This window comes from Blastopirellula marina, assembly GCF_002967715.1.
Classification (GTDB): domain Bacteria; phylum Planctomycetota; class Planctomycetia; order Pirellulales; family Pirellulaceae; genus Bremerella; species Bremerella marina_B.
In genome coordinates this window covers 109,168-130,707 of sequence record NZ_PUIA01000042.1, presented here as the reverse complement: position 1 = coordinate 130,707, position 21,540 = coordinate 109,168, and the positions used below count along the sequence as shown (strand labels likewise).

15 protein-coding genes are annotated in these 21,540 nt (G+C 56.2%); 10 read left to right on the top strand and 5 right to left on the bottom strand.

The features are described from left to right. Window positions 1-619 precede the first annotated feature (619 nt). The gene (locus C5Y96_RS15705) at window positions 620-1,852 is read right to left on the bottom strand and encodes a cytochrome-c peroxidase (protein WP_105355184.1); all 1,233 of its coding nucleotides are present in this window, start codon (window positions 1,850-1,852) and stop codon (window positions 620-622) included. 440 nt (window positions 1,853-2,292) lie between these two features. Further along, window positions 2,293-2,886, bottom strand: coding sequence for a peroxiredoxin (locus C5Y96_RS15700; protein ID WP_105355182.1), 594 nt, complete (start codon window positions 2,884-2,886; stop codon window positions 2,293-2,295). Between the two features lie 272 nt (window positions 2,887-3,158). Here C5Y96_RS15700 and C5Y96_RS15695 point away from each other — a divergent pair, with 272 nt between their 5' ends. Continuing rightward, window positions 3,159-3,587: a hypothetical protein gene (locus C5Y96_RS15695; protein WP_146115682.1), complete on the top strand. Its 429-nt coding sequence runs from the start codon at window positions 3,159-3,161 to the stop codon at window positions 3,585-3,587. 6 nt (window positions 3,588-3,593) lie between these two features. Here C5Y96_RS15695 and C5Y96_RS15690 read toward each other — a convergent pair whose 3' ends face one another. Continuing rightward, the gene (locus tag C5Y96_RS15690; protein WP_233198986.1) at window positions 3,594-4,646 is read right to left on the bottom strand and encodes an ADP-ribosylation factor-directed GTPase activating protein isoform b; all 1,053 of its coding nucleotides are present in this window, start codon (window positions 4,644-4,646) and stop codon (window positions 3,594-3,596) included. 351 nt (window positions 4,647-4,997) lie between these two features. Here C5Y96_RS15690 and C5Y96_RS15685 point away from each other — a divergent pair, with 351 nt between their 5' ends. The 4 genes from C5Y96_RS15685 (at window position 4,998) to C5Y96_RS15670 (ending at window position 8,896) form a co-directional block, all read left to right on the top strand. Beyond that, complete coding sequence (locus tag C5Y96_RS15685; protein ID WP_233198985.1) at window positions 4,998-5,693, top strand: zinc metallopeptidase; 696 nt, start codon at window positions 4,998-5,000, stop codon at window positions 5,691-5,693. Window positions 5,694-6,052: 359 nt separating this feature from the next. Beyond that, window positions 6,053-7,171: a leucine-rich repeat domain-containing protein gene (locus C5Y96_RS15680; protein WP_105355174.1), complete on the top strand. Its 1,119-nt coding sequence runs from the start codon at window positions 6,053-6,055 to the stop codon at window positions 7,169-7,171. Between the two features lie 98 nt (window positions 7,172-7,269). Continuing rightward, window positions 7,270-8,385, top strand: coding sequence for a leucine-rich repeat domain-containing protein (locus C5Y96_RS15675; RefSeq protein WP_105355171.1), 1,116 nt, complete (start codon window positions 7,270-7,272; stop codon window positions 8,383-8,385). Window positions 8,386-8,395: 10 nt separating this feature from the next. After that, window positions 8,396-8,896, top strand: a complete 501-nt coding sequence (locus C5Y96_RS15670; protein ID WP_105355169.1) for an MEKHLA domain-containing protein — start codon at window positions 8,396-8,398, stop codon at window positions 8,894-8,896. Here the strand turns inward: C5Y96_RS15670 and C5Y96_RS15665 are convergent. After that, window positions 8,893-10,209: a hypothetical protein gene (locus tag C5Y96_RS15665; RefSeq protein ID WP_105355166.1), complete on the bottom strand. Its 1,317-nt coding sequence runs from the start codon at window positions 10,207-10,209 to the stop codon at window positions 8,893-8,895. The genes C5Y96_RS15670 and C5Y96_RS15665 overlap by 4 nt on opposite strands. A 112-nt stretch (window positions 10,210-10,321) precedes the next feature. Further along, window positions 10,322-11,878 (bottom strand): UxaA family hydrolase, encoded by a 1,557-nt coding sequence (locus C5Y96_RS15660; RefSeq protein ID WP_105355163.1) that lies wholly within the window; start codon window positions 11,876-11,878, stop codon window positions 10,322-10,324. A gap of 147 nt (window positions 11,879-12,025) precedes the next feature. On the opposite strand from C5Y96_RS15660, the gene C5Y96_RS15655 reads away from it, so the two are divergent. From C5Y96_RS15655 to C5Y96_RS15635, 5 genes are all read left to right on the top strand, one after another. Continuing rightward, entirely contained in the window at window positions 12,026-13,111 is a 1,086-nt protein-coding gene (locus tag C5Y96_RS15655; protein WP_105355161.1) for a hypothetical protein, read from the top strand. A 218-nt stretch (window positions 13,112-13,329) separates the two neighbouring features. Continuing rightward, window positions 13,330-14,724 (top strand): leucine-rich repeat domain-containing protein, encoded by a 1,395-nt coding sequence (locus C5Y96_RS15650; protein ID WP_105355158.1) that lies wholly within the window; start codon window positions 13,330-13,332, stop codon window positions 14,722-14,724. A gap of 194 nt (window positions 14,725-14,918) precedes the next feature. Further along, window positions 14,919-18,782 carry a hypothetical protein gene (locus C5Y96_RS15645; protein ID WP_146115681.1) on the top strand — a complete coding sequence of 1,288 codons (3,864 nt, stop codon included), beginning with the start codon at window positions 14,919-14,921 and terminating at the stop codon, window positions 18,780-18,782. Window positions 18,783-18,890: 108 nt separating this feature from the next. Beyond that, on the top strand, window positions 18,891-20,528 hold the full coding sequence (nadB, locus tag C5Y96_RS15640; RefSeq protein WP_233198984.1) for an L-aspartate oxidase: 1,638 nt from the start codon (window positions 18,891-18,893) through the stop codon (window positions 20,526-20,528). A 186-nt stretch (window positions 20,529-20,714) separates the two neighbouring features. Further along, the gene (locus tag C5Y96_RS15635) at window positions 20,715-21,506 is read left to right on the top strand and encodes an ABC transporter ATP-binding protein (protein WP_233198983.1); all 792 of its coding nucleotides are present in this window, start codon (window positions 20,715-20,717) and stop codon (window positions 21,504-21,506) included. Window positions 21,507-21,540: the final 34 nt, after the last annotated feature.

The following is a 21,540-nucleotide window of genomic DNA, read 5'->3' as shown; positions in this document are numbered from 1 at the left end:
AAATGAGATGGAGAGTAGGGAAAAAACGAGTTATGAGCGCCAGTAAAGACGCACCGATAGCGCCACTCTCGTGTCGTTTCCAACAAAAAAGGGACGGGGGTTAGTAGACGAAGAAAGGAATGTGCGAGGGGAGGAAGGGGGAATAGAAAACAAATCGAAGACGGGCAAAAATGCCCCTTTGGACCTGTTCAGGCAGGAACGTGCTTTCGATCAAAATGCCATGGTGCAGGGTTCAAAGTCAGCGTGCGAGCACGTTATATCAACTTCTCGCCAGATTACACTGTTATAGAATTTTCGTCAATTAATCTATGGTAATTTGTGACCCTGTTTTGGGGATATTTCATAGACAAATGATTCACAGAGGTAGACCCGACAGCCCATAAGAACCAGGTTTTGGGAGGGGCATTAGAATTCGGTTGTTCACGCGCAGACCATGCGCACGATGAGAGGGCCTTGTGATTGGTTTGATGGGATGTTGATAAGGAATTCGTGAGACGCGTAACAAAGAGTGGAGACCGTATTAGGGTCATCAAAATGAATCCCACGTGTTATGCAACTAAAAAAGCCTCGAGCAAACGCTCGAGGCTTTTCCATATCATCCAACTGAATTCCAAAAACCTTACTCAGGCAAACGCCCTGGCTCGATTTTCGGGAACTCGCCGGTGCAGGCTTTCATGAAGTTTACCAAATCCTTCTTGTCCTGCTCGGTGAGGTTCAGCTTCTTCATTTTGTCGGATAGGTGGGCATTGGGGTGACCTCCCTTGGTGTACCATTCGACCACTTCTTCCAGGGTCTTCTGGCTGCCGTCGTGCATGTACGGGGCGGATTGGGTGATGTTGCGGATGGTGGGCGTTTTGAAGGCACCTTTGTCCTTGTCCTGCTTGGTCACTTCGTAGCGGCCCAGGTCTGGAGTTTCCGCGGCCATGCCGACGCCCAGGTTGTGGTACAGTTCGTCGGTAAAGTTGGCTCCAGCGTGACAGGCGGTGCAGTTCCCCTTCTCGCTGAAGAAGATCTCGCGGCCGCGACGGGCACTTTCCGACATGCCGGCGGCGTTCTTCTTTGCCTCGGAATATTTGGCGTACAGTGCCGGATCGTCTTCTTCGAGAAACTCGAGTTCATCCGGCGGCAGTTGTTTTTCAAAGCTGCGAACGACTTCGTAGAAGTCGTACGGAGCAGGGCCGGTGACGATGGTTCGTTCGAAGGTGGCGATCGCCTTGCCGACGTTGTCGATGTTCACACCGTCGTCGAAGATCTTTTCAAACTGAACTTTGTAGCCGGGGATCTCTTTGAGCGTCTTCACGGCGACGTCGTGCGTGTTGGCCATTTCGATCGGGTTGGCGATCGGGCCGACGGCTTGTTCTTCCAGCGTTGCCGCGCGGCCATCCCAGAACTGCGGGCCGCTCAGGATACGGTTGAACGAAACTGGGGAGTTGCGTCCTCCTTCCTGACCATCGACACCGATACCGAACTGCGAATTGAATGCCCAACCGAAATCAGGATGGTGGCAACTGGCGCAGCTGATGGTACTGTCGGACGAAAGACGCGGGTCGAAGTAGAGTTGGCGACCGAGTTCGATCTTGGCTCGGGTCATTGGGTTGGCGTCGAGCCCGGTGATTTGACCCGATGCGGCGTTCAAGCCGAATGGAAGTTCGACACTCAGCGGCTGATGGTTTTTGGGGTTGGCCAGCCAGGTGTTGATCTCTTCCAACTTGAGGGGGCCTTCGCCGGGGATACCGGAGGTCAGCGAGGGATCCCCCAGGGTGACCGTCTCTGACTTTTCAGCGGCCAGCAAACTGCCAACCAGGGTAAGCGAAGCGGCGACGATCGCCGCGACAAAGCGCGTCGATTTCATGGTGTGTTGTCTCCATAGGTGTTGGGGCCGTCGCCAAGAGGCAAGGTGACTTTGCTCGGGTAATTTCCCTGGCTGGGCCTGGCACGCCCCGCTGAGATTCCGGGCGGGGTTTTAGGTGGGTGGGTTGTTATGGGTATCCGGCGTGTGGGAGGCCGGAAATGCCTATGTTTATTATGTCAGAACAATTCCCATTCGTGAAATCGGTTTAGGAATTTCGCCCGAATTTCATGCGGGCAGCCACAATTACTTAGTCCCCCTCGCCCCTTCCCATGGAAAAGGGCTGGAAAGCTGGCAACCCGTTCGCCCCCTCACCCTAACCCTCTCCCCGCCGGGGAGAGGGGACAAGACTTGTGCACACCCATTGAAATAAGTAGGCGCATGAAAAAAGGCCCTGAGTGGTTACTCGGGGCCTTTTGGCGAGTGAATCGCACTGCAGCTGGTTAGCTGGAGTATTCGGCTTCGAAGAATTCCTTGGAAGCATCTGGCGTGGCTTTGATGCTGCGGGAACCTTCTTTCCAGTTGGCTGGGCAAACTTCGCCGTTGGCTTCGAAGAACTGCAGAGCCTGAACCATGCGGAGGGCTTCCTCAACGCTACGGCCCAGCGGCAGATCGTTGACCACCTGATGACGGACGAGACCGTCTTTGTCGATCAGGAACAAGCCACGCAGAGCGATCCCGCCTGGAAGCAAGACGTCGTAGTTCTTGGCGATGGTCTTGTCGAGGTCAGCAACCAGCGGGTACTTGATCTCGCCGATACCGCCTTGACTGCGCGGCGTGTTGCGCCATGCCAGGTGCGAGAAGTGGCTGTCGATCGAGCATCCCAGAACCTGCACGTTCAACTGCTTGAAGCTTTCGACAGCTTCCGAGAACGCGATGATTTCGGTTGGGCAAACGAAGGTGAAGTCGAGCGGGTAGAAGAAAAGCAGGACGTACTTACCGCGGTAGTCCGACAGGCTGATCTTCTTGAACGAGCCATCTTCCATCACTGCTTCGGCGGTAAAATCCGGAGCTGGCTGTTGAACTAATACACTCATCTAACTCTCCCTGGTGTTGGGGTACTGCAGAAATTATGGTAGCTGGAGAACCGGATTTGATCGGGACCATCGTCCATGGTGCCAATTTCCGTACCACCTCGCAAGGGGCGGTAGGTTAGCGGTTCTTATCTGTCACGGTGTGGGAGATAAAGGCGACTGCTGATTAACTTTCCGCAGCGACTTCCGGTGACTTGCAAATCATTATTCACACTTACAACCAATAGGCAATAGCCATGGACAAAATATTTTCCATAGGCACTTTAACTACCTGTATGATTGCCATAACGGGCTGCTTCTCGGCAGACAGCCCACTGGAAGGGACCTGGCAGGGAACAATGCAGATTTCTGGCCCGGTCAACCATGCTTCCGTGGCCCCCAAGGTCGCCAGCGATCGGGATGCTTCGCAGGAGCCTCCGCACACAAATGTCGCCCAACTAACGATTGAGTTTGTGGGAACCAACGAGTTGCGAATTCAAACCGAGCCGATCGACGCCCAAACGATTCTGGCACCAGCCGAGAAACAGTTGACGTATGAAATCGCCGAAGAACTACCCGATCAGATTCTCTTGAAACTTCAAGACGATCAGCGCGAGCGTTACCTTCAACTGCGGTTCGCGGACCGAACGTCGATGACCGTAAGTGAAGTGGGCACCGACGTGCGACTGCTGCCGGTGAAGATGACCCGTGTCCATCAACCGTAACGTAAGTTACTCGGCCGAATACTCACGCGGTCCATAAACACGCTCGCGATAGAGCACCAGCCCGTGGGCGGCGTGGTAGAGCGCACCACACTCGAGCGAAACCTGCTGGGTGCGTTCGAACACTTCACACTGGTACGAAGCGGCGCGGCGGACCCATTCTTCTTTCAGCTGCTCGTCGTCGAGGGCCAGCGAGAGGAACTCAAGCGTGTGCCCGGTAGTACCGAGGTTCTCGGCCAAGTCAGGCGAACTGCCGGGGCGTTGGAAGTAGTTGACGCTCAGCGCGCCGTTGGGGTTTTGATACTCGCGTGCGGCAGCGACGCTCTCTTGGATCAGCTTATCGGCATCGGCCCAGACACCTTCGATCGGCAGGCCTGCTTTCTTGCGGCGATTGAGGGCCATCGTCAGGCCGATCAAGCGATGCGTTCCCCCGCAGGCACCATTGGCCAGACCTTGCTCGATTTCGATCGCCGCGAGATCGGCGATGCTCCACTGTTTGCCGGTACTGTCGGTCCAACTGTGATCGGTGGGGAAGTACTTGGTAAGTCCGATCAAGGTCCAACTGAATTCGCGCAGGTGATTCCGGGACGTGTCGAGCTGAACTTGCTGCACGAAATTGGTCATCGTGAACGTATCTGGTCCGACGACAAACGTCGCTTCCGGCGGGACGTCGCACTGAGAGAGAATGGCCAGCCACTGATCGAAGTGCCCCTGCCCTGCCCTGGTGCCGGGCTCGGTAACGGCTCGCATGCCGAAGTTGTCCGTTCCCTCTTCTTTCGATTCGAGCCGGTTGCCACGTTCGATCGTCCAGCCGTTCATCTTTCCCCCTTCGGCCAGGTAATCAACCACAGGGATGGGCATTCCTTCGTGCATAACGGGAAACGCGCGACCGAAGGCGAGGCTACCATGCAAGATCTGCCAGGCGGCGTGATCCTGGGTGTTCAGATGGCGATGCTTCAGCGTGAAGTCGAGAACTTCATCGATTCGGTCGCGCAGCTTTTCCGGTTCAATCTTCTCGGCAGCGGAAATCGGCAAAGCATTTTGCGAGATCTCGGGGGGCATCGGCCGGCAGCTGGCGAGCGACAGAATGAAAAGAAGTCCCAAAAAACGCTGACAAATCGGTGGCATAGAATCGACAGGGGAAATGCTAGGCAGGAAATATCGAATAACAATCAAATACGGGCCAGACTATCTACTTTAACTCAGAACCTGCCCTGACCAACGGGGATTCACGCGATTTGGGTAACTTCTGAGATAGGATTTTAAAAGAAATAGCCCCCCGCGAGCGAAGCCCTATAATTACGCGATGGTCCGAAGTTTGCTCATTTAAGAGTTTGCAGTTTCCAACTGCCAGAATTGCAGGCATTTTGCCTCGTTTCGCTTGATAACAGTCCAATTATGGAGTGATACACCGTGTTCTTCGACTTCCGTTACCTGCTGTTTATTGCCCCGGCGATCATTTTAGGCATGATCGCCCAGTTGTGGTTGCGGTCTGCTTATGCCAAGGCCATGAAACAGGCTGCGCCCCTTTCCGGAGCAGCCGCGGCACGTCATATCCTGGACGCCGCCGGGCTGCAGAATGTCGCGATCGAACGCGTCGCTGGACACTTGTCCGACCACTACGATCCGCGCGCTAAGGTGCTGCGTTTGAGTCCTGAAGTTTACAGCGAACGTACTGCGGCTTCGGTTGGTATTGCTGCTCACGAAGCAGGGCATGCCATTCAAGATGCCCGTAACTACGCCCCGCTGATCATCCGCAATATGGCCGTTCCGGCGGCACAGTTCGGCGGGAATTTCAGCTTCATCCTGCTGTTTATCGGCTTGCTGATCGCCAGTTCAATTCCGGCCCTCGGACAAGGTCTGATCTGGGGTGGGATCGCGCTGTTTAGCTGCGTGGTGTTTTTTCAACTGATCAACCTGCCGGTGGAATTCGACGCCAGTAGCCGTGCTCGCGGGATTCTGATCGACATGAACATCGTTCCCCGCGATGAAATGCCGGCCGTGCGTGGCGTGCTCAATGCGGCTGCTTTGACCTACGTGGCCGGGACGCTGCAATCGGTGATGACTCTGATGTACTACCTGATGCTGGCCTCGGCTCGCCGCGACTAAATTGCCCTGCAACTACCTGGAAGGGGGATAACCACCATCGATCCCCCTTCCCTGGTTGACCCCGCATCTTGAGTGGAATCGCTGCTTGGTCCACACTGGGGGGATGCCCGACGCGAACTACAACTCCGGAGATCCGCCTCCGCTGTGGATGTATGTGGGAGGATTTATCTTGTTCATCGTCCTTATCTTTGCCCTGCGCAGCTGCTGATTTTCGTGTAACAGGCAGGTTCCCGGCGAGATTCCGATGCTTTCCCTGGTCTGTATTAAGCTGGGGGGAAACATCGCATCTTGGGGCGGAATAACGTAGGATTAAACCAGCTTCTCATTGTCCAATTCCTAGCTGCCTGCAAGGCCTTGCGATGAACTTGCCCAACTCCGTGCTTCGCCGCTGGACTTTCAGCTTGAGTCTTGCTGCTATGCTGCTCGCCTCGCAATCTGTCGGTGCCGACGACCGCCGTTACGAATCGCCGGAGATCCGAGAAGCGGTTCTCCATTTGCAAGAGAATGGTGCCCGGATCCACTTCAGCATCCCGCGTACCGGTGTGCGCGGCGCGGCTGTGGAAACGCCGATGCCGATTCCGTACACGGTGAATCTTTTCGCGATGAAAGCGACCGACGAGAATCTGGCCGCATTGCTGGTGCTACCACAGGTCGAACGCTTGTACCGGGCTACTGAATTCGAGCGTAGCGAGAAGTCGTGGAAGACACTTTCCCAATTCGGTGAACTCGAACACTTGTACATCATGGACAACCTCAAGACCGAGGACATGCAGTACATCGCCGAGTTCTCGAATCTTCAGTCGCTGGAAGTTCGCCTGGGGCAAGTCGATCCCGACTACTTGTGGTACCTGGAGGCGTTGGTCAATCTGCAGCGGCTTTCGATTCATGTCGATGGCGACGACGAGGCCTCGTTCAAAGCATTGCCGAACATGCCCCATCTTTCGCAGTTGGTACTCAACTTGCGGGGTGAAAAGGAGGTCGACCTCGAGGGGATCGAGAACCTGACCGAGTTGAAAACACTGAACATCAATGCCCGCGAGATCAAAGGGAAAGAACTGCAAGGGATTGCCCGACTTCCTCACCTGGAGATGCTGACGATCTCGAACGCGACGTTCGAGCCAGGCGAACTGGAAATGTTTCGCCAGATGAAAAGCCTGAAGTCCTTGAACCTGACCAACAGCAAGCTGGGGACCGACGACCTCTCCCCCATGGCCGACCTGAAGAGTCTTGAGCGACTGCAGATTTACAACACGGAAATCACCGACAAGTCATTGGCCCCGCTGGTGGACCTGCCGGAACTGAACTACCTCTATATTCGCGGTGCCGGTATCACCGACGAGTGTTTGAAGCACTTGGCCAAGATTCCCAAGCTTCAGCGAGTCTATCTCTACACCACCGATCTCACGGCCGATGGCGTTGCCTGGCTGACGAAGGAACGTCCGGATATGCGGGTTTCGGCACCAATCAAAAAGATGTAAATCAGGATAGATTTCTCGCCCTACACGACAGGATCACGTACGATTAATGCTGCTCTTCTGCTCTCGGGCTGAACGGGAACTGGCACGAGGATCCGGCGATGAAATTGGAAAATCGAATATCTGCTCTACTGCTTGGCCTTCTTACGGTGGGACTATGGGTGTTTCTGCCCTGCACCGCTGAAGCCGATGATTCCAAGTACGAATCGCGCGAGATTGGCGAGGCGATTGAATACCTGCGGCAAAACGGTGCCTCGGTACGGTTCTATTCGTCGCAGTTCTTTCAACTGGCCAATCCTCAGGCCGAGCGTGGACCAATCACGTACAACATCAACATCCATACCCTCAAGCCCACCCCCGAGAACCTGGCTCCGCTGCTGGTTATTCCGCGGGTCGATCGCCTGACTCTCAGCCCCACCTTCCAACGTGATCAGGCGGCGTGGAATACGCTGATTCAGATGAGTGAACTGGAAGCACTCACGATCACCGGCGATCTGCAACAGTACGACCTCGAAAATCTTGCCCAGTTCACGAACTTGAAGAACCTGACACTTCAGTCGGGCAATCTGAAACCAGAAGACCTGTGGTACCTGGAAGAACTGACAGAACTGAAACACCTGACGTTGTTGATCTGCGGCAATTGCCAACCTTACTTCGACTATCTCACGCGACTGCCGAAGCTCGACAGCCTGACGATTCGCATCGATACGGACCAGCCGTTTACCATGGATGGGATCGAGCAGCTTACCGGCCTGCGTACGCTGAGCATCGATTGCCAGGAAATTCAACGAAGTAACATTCAGGCCATCGGCAAGCTGACCGAGCTACAATCACTCAGCATCATGCGAACCGTGTTCAGCAAAGAGGAGATGGAACTGTTTCGCGGGCTGAACCAGGTTTCGTACTTGCATTTGTACCGTTGCCATTTCAAGAAACTTCCCGTAGACGCGATCTCGGAAATGACCTCGCTCCAGCGTGTGCAGCTTTCCAACAACGAGATGAACAACGACATCATGCAGTGGCTGGGCAAGCTGCCGAGACTGCACTATCTGTACATTCGCAGTTCTCCCATTACCGACGAAGGGCTGAAGCACTTGCACAAAGCCCCTGTCCTGAGGACACTTCAACTGAGTGCGACCGAAGTCACGGAGGAAGGCGTAAAGGCTTTGCAAAAAGAACGCCCCACGACGCACATAATTGCCCCAATTACGAAGTGAGAGAAGCAAGTTGCCTCAGGACCACTCTGCCGCGGAGCCATGGCTAGAACATGGCTGGCCCAACCATCTTCAGATTCTACTCGATTCGTATCACCAACTTCTCGGCAAACAACTGGTTCCCCGTAGCGGATCGGCGAAAGAAGACGCGAAGCGGGTCTTCGAAGCGCCGTTTGTCGTCGTATCGCATACGGCGGCCAGCGATCCGATTCTGAACTTCGGCAACCAAACAGCGCTTGGGCTGTGGGAAATCGACATCGCAACTTTGCTGCAAACCCCGTCGCGGATGACCGCCGAGCCGATGCATCGCGATGAACGTGCCCTATTGCTCGAACGTACCACGCGCGATGGGTATGTCGACGACTACCAAGGCATTCGTATCGCAACGACCGGACGAAGATTTCGGATCGAGCAAGCCATCGTCTGGAATCTGCACAATGCTGCCGGCACCTACGTCGGTCAGGCCGCGACGTTCGATCACTGGACGTTCCTGGGTGAGCAACGCCGTAGCTAACCAGCCTTAGGCGTGGGGGTAGCTTTCTCGGAAGAGGATCCGATCATCCCCCGCATCATCCACAAAAACATTCCGCCGAATGAAAACAGCATCGCTGCGACATACACGCCGACACTCAAGTAAGGCACGCATGTCAGTACGACATAAAAGACCAGCCCGAACGCCAGCGACAGGATCAACCGGCCACGCGAGGTGATCGGATGGTCGGAAAAAACGATGCGCCCCAGCGTGATGCTCGTGATGGTAGCGGCCCCGAAGATAAAGAAGTACCCCAGGCTACCCACATATAGCACCATGGCAAACGTCGCGACAAACGCCCCTGCAACCGCCAGGCCGTCGAGCGTGAGCCCCCCCAATGCCATTGGCAAGAGCACGATGAGGCTGGTGATCGCTCCTAAAGAAATAATTGCAAGAGGGACCGCCAGGATTCCGGCCAGGAAGCTCATGACGGGGCGCTGCACGATCTGATCGACCGCTCCACCGCTTGTGGCCGGACAACAAACCACCATCAAGATCCCCATCACCAGCAGCGTGGCATAACGTTTGAGTTGCCCCCAGAAGTAATCGGTCTTCCCTTTCGGATCTCGCTTTTCAGGCCTCTTGGGTTCGATCCATTCAATCGGCCCCGTCACACTGGCCCCGTCATCGATCGTCACCTCGGTGGGGGAATGATAGGTGAGCTTGCCACCGATGTTTGCATCTTCGTGAATCGTCAGCCCCGGCGACACCACCGGAATATCAACCAGCTTAAGGTCTTGCCAATACTGATTCGGTGGTGGTCCCTGCTGATGATTGGAATCGGTGGTGATGCTCAGTTCGCGACCTATCTTGCCGAATACTTCGGCACGATTCACGGCAGCCCACACGTCTTCCTTAATGGTACCGCCGAGCATCGCTTGATAGCCGGCGTAGATCAGATCGCCATCGACCGCGGCCCCCTTGTCGATTTCCAGCGAATAACACGCGGCCACCAGGTCTTGCTTCATCTGCGTGCCGGCACCAACCTGGGCGGCCTGACAGGCAATACGGCACGTACGGCCATAGCTCCCTTCGAGCAAGATCTCTTGCCCGGCGGCGATCACGCCCCCTTCGACCGTTCCCGAAACATGAAGCCGCTGGGCATAGACGACCAGGTCGCCTTGAATCGTCCCTTCGACCTTCGCCGACTGGGCAAAGATGTAGACGTCTCCTTCCCAGGTTTCATCGGCGGCGATGGTCACCGATTCGCCAGAAAGAAACTCGGCCCCTTCCGACGAATCGAGCAGGCCAAACGATAAGACACATGCGACAAACAAAAATGCAATGCTACGCACGGACCGGCTCTCCGAAGATCAATGAGGGTAAAGCAAGAGGATAAAGTGAGCGGAGTCTCCCTCGATAGTAAATGAGGCGGGCAGCGAATGCAAAGATTGCCGGTGGAGGGGATTAAAGGGTCGGACCGACCAGCCATGGCACGAACTCTTCGTCCCCGATCCCCTGCTGCTCGCTCTTGGTCTTCTTGCCACTGGCAACTTCCAGGATCTCGTCGAAGATTCGCTCGCCAGCGGAAACGATCGATTCCCCTTCCAGGACGGTCCCAGCGTTCACGTCCATATCGGCGCTCATCCGCTCGTACATCGGGGTGTTGGTGGCGATCTTGATCGAAGGAGTTGGCTTGCACCCAAAGCAACTGCCGCGGCCGGTAGTGAAGCAAACAATGTTGGCCCCACCAGCGACCATGCCGGTCACGCTGGCCGGATCGTAGCCAGGCGTGTCCATAAAAACCAAACCTTTGGCCGTCACCGGCTCGGCATAGCGATACACATCAACCAGGGCCGTACTGCCGGCTTTGGCGACCGCACCGAGCGACTTCTCGGCGATGGTGGTCAGCCCACCCGCCTTATTGCCCGGGGAAGGATTGTTGTCGAGTTCAGCACCAAACATGGCGACGTAGCTCTTCCACCAATCGATTCGCTCGATCAGCTTGGCGGCGACTTCCGGCGAAATAGCCCGCCGCGTGAGCAGATGCTCGGCACCATAGACTTCTGAAGTTTCACTAAGGATGGCCGTTCCGCCGCATGCCACGATGCGGTCGCTGGCGATGCCCAAGGCTGGATTCGCCGTCACGCCGGAGTTCCCGTCGCTACCGCCGCACTCGAGCCCCACCGAAAGATGACTGGCCGAAACCGTTTGCCGCTGGATCGCGTTCACTTGGGGTAACATCTTGGCAACCTGAGCGATCCCTGCTTCCACGGTCTTCAGCGTGCCTCCTTCGTCTTGCATCGAAAGAACAAGAGGGCCAGGCCCATTGGGGCCGCTCACACCTTCGATCTGAATGAGATTCTGCTGCTGAAGCAGGTAGCCCATCGCGCCGGTCTCGCAGCCGAGTCCCACCAACAGAAAGCCACCAACATTCGGGTGATTGGCGATGCCGGCCATCAAACGATTGAGGGTGTGGTGCATATCGCTGCCGAACTGCATGCCGCAGCCTGCGTCATGCTTCATGGCGATCACGCCGTCGACATTGGGGTACTTGGCCAGTTCTTCCGCAGGAAACCGCTGGGCAATGAACTTGGCGACACTCGCCGAACAGTTCACCGTGCTGATCACGGCCAGGTAATTTCGCGTACCGACTTTGCCGCTATCGCGAACGTATCCCTCGAACATCTTCCCCTGGATGGGCGTAGGGGGCTCTGGGATTTGAGAACACGGGGCGTAGTCGGCATGGACATCGACCATCGCCAGATTGTGCGAGTGGACCTGTTCCCCTGGAGCGATATCGGCCGTCGCCTGACCGATGATCTGACCGTATTTAAAGACCGAGGCTCCCTTCACAATAGGGACTACAGCAACCTTATGGCCGGCTGGTATCGAATCTACGGCTGAGAACTCCCCTTCCGGGCATTTCAGCGAGGTCCCTGCCGGAATGGGTGTTCTAGCAACGGCCACGTTGTCGAAAGAGTCCAGCATGACGAGTGAGTGGGAAATTTTCTCGTCAAGCATGCCAGGTACCCTATAATTAGCTTTCATCAACACTGCGTTTCGAGCCTGTCCCGAACCGCCATTTCAACGACGCTCGAATCGTATCGGATTAGCCGTCCGCTGAAAATCCTCAGTCGCCGAGCCTACCCTCTCGTCAAGGAACCCTCGATGAACCTTTGGCCGAACGTTTCACGTAAGTTCATCTTGGCGTTTTCCCTGGTAGCGATGACCATCGGCCTATCGCCTGCCGCTGCCGATGACCGCGATTACGAGTCTCCCGAGATTCGTAAAGCGATTCAACTGCTGGAAAAGAATGGGGCTCACGTTCAATTCTATCAGAACTACGACGAGCAAACTTCCTACTACGTCAACCTTTACGCCACCAAGGCCAACCCTGAAAACCTGCAGGCATTGTTGGTTCTGCCGAAGATCGAGCGTCTGTGGCTGGGAGCAAACTTTGAGCTCAGTCCCCTTACCTGGAGCACGATCACGCAGCTCGGTGAACTTCAGCATTTACACGTGTTTGGCAGCCCAACCGATGCCGACCTGATGCAAATCGCCGAGCTATCGAATCTCATTTCGCTGCAATTGGGGGGCAATAACTTTTCGCCGGCAGGGCTATGGTACCTGGAAGAGCTCACCCAACTGGAACAATTGACGCTCAAAATCGACGGAAACTGTGAGCCTTACTTCGCTTACCTTGCCCGGCTGCCCAACCTGAATCAGCTTTCGATTTACGATCCGAACTCGAAGAAAGTCTCGCTGAAAGGGATCGAGAACTTCCCCGCGCTGCGGACTTTATCGATCAACTTCGGACACATCCCTGGCAGTGCCCTGACGACGATTCCGCAGATTGCCACCCTGAAGGCCCTGACACTGACCAATGTTTCGTTCAGTGCGAAAGATATGGAGATCTTCCGTAAGCTCAAGCAGTTAGAGCACTTGAACCTTCACCACTGCGAGTTTCCATCAGATAACTTCTCGGCGTTGGCGGGGCTCGTAAATGTCCAGCACATGACCATTTCGCATTCCAACCTGATCGACGACGCAATGACGACGCTCGGCGGCCTGCCGTCGCTCAACTATCTGTACCTCAACCTCACACCCATTACCGACACCGGCCTGAAGAACCTGAAGGATGCGAAAGGATTGGAAACGCTTCATTTGCGCAGCACGGACGTGACTCAAGAGGGTGTCGATTGGCTCTCGGAGGAACTTCCCAATCTTCGCGTTATTGCCCCGCTCAACAACTGAGCGAATGATTCCTGAGTGACAAACACATTAACGGTCGTGGAATTCGCGTTAACACCTGTTGAAATATGCGGCTTCCGCGAAATCTGCCGATTAGGTGCCTTCCGATATTGAAACTTCCCCGCTCCTGGCGTTCAATGATTAATACGTCAGGGGTAAGCATGGACGGATCGTATCGGGAGTCGCAGCGGCGAATTTCCCGACCATCAGGAGGGTAATCAATGCGGCGCGGGGCATTTTCACTATTCATAGTCGCGGCAATTCTCACCACCTTTAGCAGTTTATCTGCCCAGGCCCCGGTTGCTTTTCCACCGGTCCCCATCGATGTCGGCGGTCCGATGGACCCTGAAGTCGAACGCATTGTCGCCACGCTGGAACAAAGTGGATGCCTGTTCGGCTACGGTGCTTCCCTTTCCGATGAAATCGTCAACTGGCCCGAGTATGGCTGCATCCGAGTGGATGGGGCCAAAATGCAAGACGATCACTGGGATTTGTTGCTGCAACTTCCCTCGGTCAAACTCCTTTCTCTGCACAACACTCCACCGGCTGGTAACGTACGCAATTGCTTGCGGCAGATGTCGCAGTTGGCCGAACTGCAGCTCTATAACAGCCTGGACGATAGTGGCATGTCGACCATCGCCGAACTGCCTGGACTGCAAGCGATTCGTATCGCGGAAACGAAAATCTCGGACCACGGCATCTGGTACCTCGAAGAACTGCAAAACCTCAAACATGTCGAGCTCGAGCAGATTCCGGTCACCAACCAAAGTTTTCACTACCTGAAGCAGCTTCCCCGGCTGAATACCCTTTCGGTTACCGATGCCGACTTAAGCGGGCCGTGGTACTTGAAGAATGGCGACTTCCCCTGTCTCGGTAAGCTGACCCTGCAAGGCGAGAAGGTCAACGATGAAGTCGCCCAGCAAGTTGCCCAAATGCAGAGCCTGGTCGAGGTTCACTTCGATCGTACAAACTTGACGATGACGGGCCTTGCTCACTTGGCCGGGATGCCCAATGTCGAGCAGATTTCCGCCAAGAACTCGCTCTTGGAAGATGCCCCTTGCCCTATGGCGCGGCCTGCGGCCAAGCTTCAATCTCTGGACCTCAGCAGCACCAGCGCAGGGGACCAGTTCCTAGGCTCGGTCGCCAACTTCCCTTGCCTGGAAGAGCTGGACCTCTCAGGTGCCAAAGTCACCGATGCCGGTGTCTCGAAGATTAGTAGCTTGAAGACGCTCGAAACGCTACGGCTCAACAACACCCAGGTGACCTGCACCGGGCTGGCATCGATCGAAAGTCTGCCCTGCCTCCGCGAGATTCACTTGCATGGGACGAAATTGAACGGCGACGTCCTCGATCACCTGACCGCGATGAAGTCGCTGGAATGGATCGATCTGAGCAATACCAATGTTAGCGGCGAGAAGCTTTCAAAGCTTGCGGAACTGCCCAACCTGCGAGGCGTTGCTCTGTTCAATACACCCATCACCACCAGTGACCTCCCCTACCTGCGAAAGCTTTCGCACGTGGACGAAGTCTATGTCGACGGAAGCCAGCTAACGGTGGCCGAGCAGCAGCAACTCCGCGAGTACTACGCGACCGCCAAAACGCGTCTGTCGCGATAGTTGGGCCCTTTTTAGGCCATTTCTGGCAAAACGGAGCCTCCACCACCAATATCGGGGGGCTCGATTGCTCGTTTTTGACCGAAATCCACTGTGGTTCGTTAATCGTCTCCTATAATGGGTAAGGTCCTACTTTTCCGCACTTGCGCGCGCTCCGATCAGGGGCCCGCTCATTTTAGGCAATCGCCAACGAACCTATGTCGACTGACGCTCCATCCAGCATGACCACGGCCCAGGCTGCCGCTGTAACCCAATCGGTTGGGACGGAATCGATCCGTCGGAAGATTAACCGCACGCGTCGTAGCGTCAAACTCGCCGAGCTGGTCGCTGGCATTCTTTTATTTGCCGCCGGCTCGCTGTTGTTTCTGTTGACGCTGGCCGTCATCGATCACTGGATTGTCGGCCTTAACTTCGCCGCTCGCTTGTTGGCGTTCCTGGTCTATGTGGTGGCTGCCATTGGGTTTTTGTGGATCTACGTGGCCCCTCTGCTTATCCATTCGATCAATCCGCTGTACGCGGCCAAGATGATCGAACAGGGTCAACCGAAACTGAAGAACAGCTTGCTCAACTTCCTGTTCCTCAGTCAGAACAACCAGGGAACGCACAAAGCAGTCCTCGACGCTGTCGAAAACCAGGCAGCTACCGATATCTCGTCCCTTTCGCTCGAACACCTGGTTGATTACTCGAAGGCGATCCGCATCGGTTACGTCCTGGCGACCCTTGCGGTGCTGTTCGGTTTGTACACGGTACTTTCGCCAAAGAACCCATTACAAACGGCGGCGCGTATTGCGATGCCATGGAACGATATTGCCCGGCCGTCGCGGGTCAAGATCGTCGACGTGCAGCCTGGCGATACGAGCATTTACCAAGGGGAAAAGATCGAAGTTGTCGTCAAGCTGCATGACGTTGCCGAGGGAGACCGACTGGAAGTCATCTACGCGACCAAAGATGGGCAACTCGTCGATCAAGCAATTCCCCTTCAAGTGAGTGCCGACGGATTTGATTACCGAGCCATGCTAAGCACCTCGGAGTCGGGCATTCAGCAAGACCTGACCTACCGCATCGAAGCTGGCGACGCAGCAACACGTGACTTTGAAGTTATCACGCTGGAAGCACCATCGATCGACGTCGCATCCCTGCGTTACGACTATCCGGCGTACACCAAAGAAGCTCCATGGGAACAGCAAGGAGATGGCCATATCCGTGCCCTGGAAGGGACGATGGTCACCATCCACGCGATCAGCAATCGCCCCATCAAGAAGGCCTATCTTGAGTTCGATCCTGTCGCTGATTCCCCCATCGTTTCCCTCAACACGATTCCGCTGCAAGTCAGTTCGGAAGAGCCGACCAAAGCTTCGGTTCGCTTCCCATTAGAGATGAACGACGCGGGGACCGCCGGCAAGTTTCGTTCGTACCAAATTCGCTTCCGCACCGACGATGGCGTATTGAACCCGCACCCGGTTCTGTATCACATCGATGTCGTGCGCGACCTGCCGCCGGAGATCGAATACCAGGAACCGACCGCTTCGGAAGTGGAATTGCCACTGAACCGAAGTCTGGACGTTCGCCTGCGGGCCATTGATCCCGACTATGGTATCCGACAGATGCGTGTGACCGGCACGGTGAGCCAGGAAGGTGGACCGCGACTGGCCAAGAAGATCGACGCTTCGCTCCTCGACCAGCCGAAGTCAGGCCAGGTGATTGAGTCGTGGAAGCTCGTTCCCCAAGAGCACAAGCTGGAAGTCGGGGATATCGTGAAGCTTGTCGGTGTGGCGGAAGACACGCGAACCGATTTCGCCGGTAACCTGAAACCTAATGTCGCGAGCACCAACCCGCGTACGATTCGCATTGTCGAGCCGGTGGCCGGTGACCAGCAAGGCAAGTCCGATGACCAAAGCATGACCGACGACCAAGGGAAGCAGTCGGACGAGAAGAGCGAATCGAACGACTCAGGCGAGCAAGGAGATCAGTCAGGCAAGGGCTCCGAGTCGGGCGACTCCGGCGACATGTCGGAAGGTGACAGTGGCAACGAAGAGAGCGAGAACCAAAGCAGCTCGGACGGCGACTCCAACCAGGAAGGGATGAAGGGAAAGTCTGACAAACCGCAGGAGGGTGAGAACTCCAGTGAGTCGGACGACAATCAATCGGGCCAAGGAAGCGGCAGTTCCTCGAAGAAGGAACAAGGGAAAGAGGAGCAAGATAATAAGCCCGGCAAAGGATCGGATCCGCAACAAGGAGAGCAGCAGTCTGGCGAACCTCAAGAGGGGGATCCCGAGTCGGGCGAAGGAGGCATGGGCCAATCACAGCAGGAAGGTGGCGACGACAAGTCGCAGTCGCAATCCGGCGGTGGCAAAGGGGGCGAAGCATCCGAGGCGTCCGACAACCAGCAGCGCGAGCAGAACCAGTCTGAACAAACGGGGCAGCCCAACGGCAGCGGCACCGGCAAGGCAGGCGATCCCAACAAGGGTGGCGAGCTTCAACAAGGTGACGCTTCGACCCAGCCTAACGAGAACTCCACCGTCGAAAGAAAGCAAGATCCGGTCGCTTCCGATGGTTCGCAAGATGGGGACGCGTTCGAGCGGATTCAGGACTACCTGAAAGAGAAACAGAAGCAACAAGGCCAGCAGCCCCCTTCCGATCAAAGCGGACAACCCAAGCCACAGCAGCAAGGAGAAGGCGAAGGCTCTAGTACCGGACAAAAGCCTGTAGAAGGGATGCAAGATGGTGCCGGCGGTAACAGCCAGCAGAACCCCGCCGATGCGCAAGGTGAAAAGAGCGAGGGGAAAACTGGCCAAGGCCAAGCAGGCAAGCAAGGTTCCCAGGAGCAGTCCACCGGTAAGCAAGAAGGCCAACAGTCCAACGAAAACGGTGCCGATAACGGCATGAAGCCAGAGAACACTACCAGCGGCGAGAACGCAACCGGCGGTCAGAAACAAGAAGGCGAGCCAGGCTCTACCGACAAGAATGACGGCATGTCTGGTGAGCGTAATACGCAAAACAACGAACAAGGTGCCAGCGATAACCAAGGGGGGGCCAAGCAAGAGGACCAAGAGGCCAACCCATCGAGCGACTCCGAGCGTTCTGGCGATACCGGCAAGGGAGACAACACGAACTCTGGAGCTGGCTCGAAATCGAACGAAGGAGACAAGGGAAGCCCCGAGTCGAGCGAGAAGCCCAACAAGCAGGGCGAGAATAACATGAAGCCGGATGATCGCTCCAGCGACGAGCAAGGCGATCAACCGAAGTCCCCTTCCAACAGCGATAAGCAGTCCAACAGCAAAGGCGAGACCCGCGGCGATCAAAGTGGTGGCGGTGGTTCTGGCGGTGGTCAGGCGGCCAAACAGGCCGGCAACGACAGCGCCGGAAGCACCAGCGCTGCCGACCAGGGAGCTGGTGCTGCCAACCAACAAGGCGAAGGGGAAACCGGACAAGAAGGTGGTGACGGTCCTCAAGCCGACAAGCAAACCGGTTCCAGTGGCGAGCAAAAGGGAGAGGGATCCAGCAAAACGAATTCCCCAGCCGGACAAGAGTCTGGCATGCCGGGAGCCGAGTCGGAGAAAGGCCCCAGCGATTCCCAGCAGTCCAACGATCTGCAGCAAAGCGGAACCGGGCCAGGCAATTCGGCCGTTCCTCAAGGGGGCGGACTGGAAGGAAATAACACGCCGCAGAACTACGATGGTCCTCGTGTTGAACCGGGTGAAGATACCGCCAACTTGGAATACGCCAAGAAGGCGACCGACATGGTCTTGGACGAATTGAAGCACCAAGATACACCGGACCAGGAAATGCTCGATAAGCTGGGATGGTCGAAAGATGACTTTGCCCGCTTCATGCAGCGTTGGAATCAGATGAAGCAAGCCGCCGGCTCGGAAGATGCCGAGGCGAAGCAAGATCTCAACGACGCACTACGAAGCTTGGGGCTATCCCGCGGCGAAGATACGACCCGCCGTGTCGAGACACGGGAAGCTGCGGCTGGTGGTTCCAGCGATACGCAGCGCGGCTCGCCTCCACCTTCGTTCATGGAACAATACCGGGCCTATCTCAAGGGGGCTTCTCAATAAAGCCTTGTTTCGGGCAAAATAGATAATTCCCTAAAACTTCACCTCGCCGAGCATACTTCGCAGGGATTCGTCTTTCGGCTTGCCCAAGCAGGCCGCGTCCTCCCTGCCATGCACGATACAAACATCGTCAGCCGCATGGCACCTCATGTCCCTCGCTATCTCGTTCCGTTTCATCCTAAAAGCGTCTCGCATTATTTTACGGACGTTCTGATCATTGGTGGTGGTATTGCCGGCCTGCGAGCTGCTTTGGAAATCGATCCGAAGCTTTCGGCGCTGATCCTCTCGAAAGAGCAAATCCAGGAATCGAACAGCAACTATGCCCAAGGGGGTATCGCTGGCGTCTTGGACAACGATGATCGCTACGAAGATCACGCCGCCGATACGATCACTGCTGGGGGCAGCCTGTGCGATAAGGAAGTGGTCGACCTGGTGGTGCATGAAGGCCCCGAGTGCATCCGCGAACTGATTCGCTGGGGAACCGAGTTCGATCGCATCGATGGACGCCTGGCCCTCACACGAGAAGGTGGACACGGTCGCGACCGCATCGTGCACGCTTTGGGAGACGCGACCGGCAAAGAGGTCATCCGCTCGATCGTCGAGATGGTCCGTTCGCGGCGAAACATTCAGATCTGGCAGAACGAGTTCACCCAGGACCTGATCGTCCACGAAGGGGTCTGCCGCGGGGCGCTCGCTTCCGACGAAAAGCACGGTCGAACACTGATCTGGGCCAAGCACACCATCCTGGCCGCCGGCGGCGTCGGACAGATCTACCGCGAATCGACCAACCCCAGCGTGGCAACCGGGGACGGCATTGCGATGGCGCTGCGTGCCGGGGCCGAGATGCGCGATATGGAATTCATGCAGTTCCATCCGACCGTCCTGTACATTGCCGGTAGCAGCCGCAGCCTGATCACCGAAGCGGTTCGCGGCGAAGGGGGGCACTTGGTCGACCGCAACGGCCACCGGTTCATGAAGGATTATGATCCACGCGGCGAGTTGGCTCCACGCGATGTCGTTTCGCAGGCGATCGTCTCGCAGATGGAGCTGACCAAGCATCCGAACGTGTACCTGCGGCTCGATCACCTGGATGCCGACTTCGTACGCAACCGCTTCCCGAGTATCTACGCCGGCTGCAAGAAGTTTGGCATCGATATCACGTCCGATCGCATTCCCGTTCGGCCGGGTGCCCATTACATGATCGGTGGTATTTCGGTCGACACCAACGGAGCGACCACCATTCCCAACCTTTGGGCGGCAGGGGAAGTTACCAGTAGCGGGCTACACGGAGCCAATCGTTTGGCATCGAACAGTTTGCTGGAAGGGCTCGTATACGGTAAGAGGGCCGGTCGCAATGCGTCCCAAGGGGCACTTGCGATGCCGGATCGCTTCGAGGCGATCAATATTCAGCATCCTGTAGCCGAGCCAGGCGAACGGCTCGACTTGAGCGACATTCGCAACTCGCTGAAAAGCTTGATGTGGCGAAATGTGGGCGTCCGTCGTGATGCTCGCGGGCTTGAGGATGCCATCGATACGATCGAAGCATGGTGCCGGTATGTCCTGCCCCAGCAGTTCGACCACCCCAGCGGCTGGGAACTGCAGAACATGCTGATCGTGGCCCAAGTGATGGCCCGGGCAGCCTTCTTGCGAGAGGAATCGCGAGGCGTTCATTTGCGAATGGATTTCCCCCAGACCGACGACGCCAACTGGAACCATCACCTCCCACTACGGTTGTCCGATCTTCCGTAGTGACTTTTCATAAGATCCTACTCCTTCCAGGATGAAACCGAACTTCGGCAAGTCTTAACCAGACCGGAGTTTATGTCATCCAGCGCTTGCGTTACACTACGTGTTTTAATCCCGGCCGACGAGGTACTCCATCTTACTGGAGGCCCCTGCTCTGCCTTTCGGATAGCCTGAGAAAAACGAACTGCTATGGTTGATCAAAACTCCGATCTACCGATGATCGAAGCCGACCGGCTTTCCAAATTCTACGGAATCTTTGCCGCCTCTCGAGAAATCAGCTTCAAAGTCCATCGAGGCGAAGTGGTGGCGTTCCTCGGCCCCAACGGTGCCGGCAAAAGCACTACCATGAAACTGCTAACCGGTTACCTTTCGCCCAGCGAAGGGGTTGCCCGGATTGCGGGCTACAACATGGCCACGCAGCGTTTGCAGGGATCGTCGGTGCTGGGTTACCTGCCGGAAAACGGTCCGCTCTATCCCGATGCCACTCCTCACAGCCTGCTCTGGTTCATCGGCGAGGCACGCGGCATGAGCCCTGCCAAGCGGACCGAACGTATCGAAGCAGTGGTCGATCTCTGTAATCTGCACACCGTGCTGCACAAGCCAATCTCGAAGTTGTCCAAAGGCTATAAGCAACGTGTCGGCATGGCTCAGGCCATTTTGCATGAACCGGAAGTGCTGATCCTGGACGAACCGACGTCCGGTTTAGACCCGAATCAGATTCGCGGCGTGCGTGATATGATCCGCCGCTTGGGCCAGGAGAAAACGATCCTGCTTTCGACCCACATCTTCCAGGAAGTCGACGCGTTGGCCACCCGCGCCATCGTGATCAACGAAGGTCGTCTCATTTACGACGGAAGTATCGACGCCATGAAGCAGCCCGGCGAAACCCTGGACGATGCCTTCTATCGGATGACCAAAGGGGTGAATGCGTTGACCCAGCCAGAAGGCGAAGTGCTTGTCGAGACAAGCGAGGACAACTGAGCTTCTTTCGCTTCAACGACTTTAGCCTAATAAC

Bases quoted from the DNA above. Each gene is read 5' to 3' on its own strand.
- C5Y96_RS15705 (WP_105355184.1), bottom strand. From the start codon at position 1,852: ATGAAATCGACGCGCTTTGTCGCGGCGATCGTCGCCGCTTCGCTTACC.
- C5Y96_RS15700 (WP_105355182.1), bottom strand. From the start codon at position 2,886: ATGAGTGTATTAGTTCAACAGCCAGCTCCGGATTTTACCGCCGAAGCA.
- C5Y96_RS15695 (WP_146115682.1), top strand. From the start codon at position 3,159: ATGATTGCCATAACGGGCTGCTTCTCGGCAGACAGCCCACTGGAAGGG.
- C5Y96_RS15690 (WP_233198986.1), bottom strand. From the start codon at position 4,646: ATGCCCCCCGAGATCTCGCAAAATGCTTTGCCGATTTCCGCTGCCGAG.
- C5Y96_RS15680 (WP_105355174.1), top strand. From the start codon at position 6,053: ATGAACTTGCCCAACTCCGTGCTTCGCCGCTGGACTTTCAGCTTGAGT.
- C5Y96_RS15675 (WP_105355171.1), top strand. From the start codon at position 7,270: ATGAAATTGGAAAATCGAATATCTGCTCTACTGCTTGGCCTTCTTACG.
- C5Y96_RS15660 (WP_105355163.1), bottom strand. From the start codon at position 11,878: ATGCTTGACGAGAAAATTTCCCACTCACTCGTCATGCTGGACTCTTTC.
- C5Y96_RS15655 (WP_105355161.1), top strand. From the start codon at position 12,026: ATGAACCTTTGGCCGAACGTTTCACGTAAGTTCATCTTGGCGTTTTCC.
- C5Y96_RS15650 (WP_105355158.1), top strand. From the start codon at position 13,330: ATGCGGCGCGGGGCATTTTCACTATTCATAGTCGCGGCAATTCTCACC.
- C5Y96_RS15645 (WP_146115681.1), top strand. From the start codon at position 14,919: ATGTCGACTGACGCTCCATCCAGCATGACCACGGCCCAGGCTGCCGCT.
- nadB (WP_233198984.1), top strand. From the start codon at position 18,891: ATGCACGATACAAACATCGTCAGCCGCATGGCACCTCATGTCCCTCGC.
- C5Y96_RS15635 (WP_233198983.1), top strand. From the start codon at position 20,715: ATGGTTGATCAAAACTCCGATCTACCGATGATCGAAGCCGACCGGCTT.